The organism is Psychrobacillus sp., assembly GCF_056205495.1.
The window spans coordinates 1-2,073 of the sequence record NZ_JBAEAP010000389.1 but is presented as its reverse complement, the minus strand read 5'-3'; the positions used below and the strand labels follow the sequence as shown (position 1 = coordinate 2,073).

The 2,073-nt window shown below is 33.2% G+C and carries 2 protein-coding genes; one reads left to right on the top strand and one right to left on the bottom strand.

The window, feature by feature from the left end:
* On the bottom strand, positions 1-874 hold an 874-nt coding region (locus tag AC06OU_RS11575), incomplete at its 3' end, for a TerD family protein (protein WP_475855928.1).
* Between the two features lie 246 nt (positions 875-1,120).
* Here AC06OU_RS11575 and AC06OU_RS11570 point away from each other — a divergent pair.
* On the top strand, positions 1,121-1,678 hold the full coding sequence (locus AC06OU_RS11570) for a hypothetical protein (RefSeq protein WP_475855927.1): 558 nt from the start codon (positions 1,121-1,123) through the stop codon (positions 1,676-1,678).
* Positions 1,679-2,073 lie beyond the last annotated feature (395 nt).

Below are 2,073 nucleotides of genomic sequence, written 5' to 3'. Positions count from 1 at the left end.
CATCCCCCATATGTTCCACTGCTCCGTTGCCAAAACTCCTGAGGGGAGGTGTTCCTTCTGCTCCAAACATAGCTACATCTATCTGCTCACCATTCTTTGTATAGACTAAAGCATATATATCATAATCTGTTCCAGTCTTCCAAGATACCGTAGCAGTAATTTCTGGTGTCTTTTCAATGATAACTGACTTTTGGCCTTTGACGAGACTTATCTTACCCTTTACCTTTTCAAGGCTTATCGCTGCCAACGTATTTTGTCTATTTTTATTTTCAGTAAAATCTAGATTCTTATCAGGTTCTTTTTGGGTTTGTTTTTGAATAGTTTTAGGTTCAGATGGCATGTTTTGCTTATCAGACTCAACCTCAACACCGTAATTTTCACATAACCCCGAAAGCCCAGAATCAAATCCGCGCCAGATTGATTTTGCCTTTGTCTGACCATTCCTTAGATATAGTTCTAATACTACAATTCCATTTTCATTTGTGAAACCAGATGGAGTTAACTGGATAATAGTATTATTGGTATATATCTCGGCCTTTAAGTTCTTTACATTTGAAAATCCCGTGCTATTATCCTCTGTAAGAGTTATAGCTATTTTAGTAATACCTTCAGGGATTTTACTCATGTCAAAATTGATTGTATGTACTATTGTATTACCTACGTTTTCAGACGGTATAAGGGTAGCTACACCAGAAGAGCTCTTTGGTTGATTATAAAATATAATTCCACTATCTCCTTGTACCTTGTCAGAATCAGTTAAAAGGAAAGCTGTTAAAGAAATATCTTTCGAATTAGAAATTTCGTAGCTAACAGTAACATTACCTTTTGGAGAACTTAAAACTGTATTTGCTCCCACCTGAAGAAATAGACTCATTTAAACCTCTCCCTAATCCTCTATATTTTGAAATCATTACAAAGTCCTCTTATAGCCTTTTGAAATAGCCTATATCAGAATCTGTTAATGACTGCCATTCGAATTCCCACTAATTTTAAATATTGTAAAATCCTGTAGTTAAATTGTATCATAAAATATATAATAGAATACAAGGGAATCGAACGTATTTTCGGTTTTAAATACTTTCTTTATTTATAAACTATTAAAAAAGAAACGCGGTGTTTTATGGATATACTTAATCAATTATTTAAACGAGATCGAATAGTAAGATTACAGCGGAAAAACGACCTTAATTACGAGTTAAAATACCAATCGGAATTAATAATAAAGAGGGGTTTCGAAGTACTATCAATTCTTCAAAAAGAAGAAGAACGATTACTACTGTATAGACATTTCTATGAAGACGTTTCAAAAGAAGAAGAAACTAGCATTATACTAGGCATAAGAATTGTTAGTAACAAGGGAGTTCATTACCCTGATCCTCTGCTAAAGGCTTTTTTCAATGAAACCTTTCAGAATATCTCTCTAGCGGATATTGATATAGATGAATCTCTTACTAATCACGGTTATGGAAGCATACTTCTTAGTAATCTGATACAAATTGCTACGAATAGAGATTCTAATACTATCAGTGGTTGGTTATCGAGAGTAGATAGTGAACACTTAGATAGGTTAGTTTACTTTTATAAGAAGCATAATTTTGAGGTTATTTTAAATAATCAAACCGAAAAAGGTCTTGAAGTTGGAAATATAGTTTGGAAGAACCTTTACATAGAGCATTAGTTTATCTTTAATGAGTTTGATGGCTCTTCAAGAATATTAGAAGGGGAACTTTTATTTTACTGTATAGAAATTATGATGCTCTTAATAAACATAACCTTTTATAGTCTGAAACAATGTCTCCCTCTTGCAAAGTAGAGTTCCAATTACCTGTATCCCTAACGTAATCGGACAATGCCACCCTTTAATCGTAACGAGTACTACATTACTTTCTTTAAATAAAAGATTATCTGCTTTCAAATAGTTACTATTTTTCCGTGTTTCTTCTATTATATAGTGCTTTACTGATTGCTAACCATCATTCTTCGGTTACGTACCTTCTTCGGCCAAAAGTAGAGCAAATAGGGAATTATTTTCTTTTAGCCCTTATAAGCGTACTCTTAGAAATGCCTGTCATG